The organism is Winogradskyella poriferorum (genome assembly GCF_050618035.1).
GTDB classification, from domain to species: domain Bacteria; phylum Bacteroidota; class Bacteroidia; order Flavobacteriales; family Flavobacteriaceae; genus Winogradskyella; species Winogradskyella poriferorum_A.
The window spans coordinates 1-235 of sequence record NZ_JBODPY010000130.1 but is presented as its reverse complement, the minus strand read 5'-3'; the positions used below and the strand labels follow the sequence as shown (position 1 = coordinate 235).

The following is a 235-nucleotide window of genomic DNA, read 5'->3' as shown; positions in this document are numbered from 1 at the left end:
TTATTAGCCCAGCTCTCATAATTTACCAAGAAGTTTCCTAAAGGCGCAGTATCGCCATTAAGGTCGTTACGATTAGCAATAAATGCATTGAATCTATTTACATCAAACTGACCATTTTCATCCTGGGATTCTGGATATGAAGAAAAACTTGCCTTAAGAAGATCTCTCATTTCATCTGTCACAACACCTAATCCGAACTCGTCAAATTCAGTTTCTAACAAGATTTTACGTAATT

The 235-nt window shown here is 35.7% G+C and carries 1 pseudogene; it reads right to left on the bottom strand.

The features are described from left to right. Nucleotides 1-235: pseudogene (locus ACRHOC_RS15195) on the bottom strand (peptidylprolyl isomerase); the annotation flags it as partial.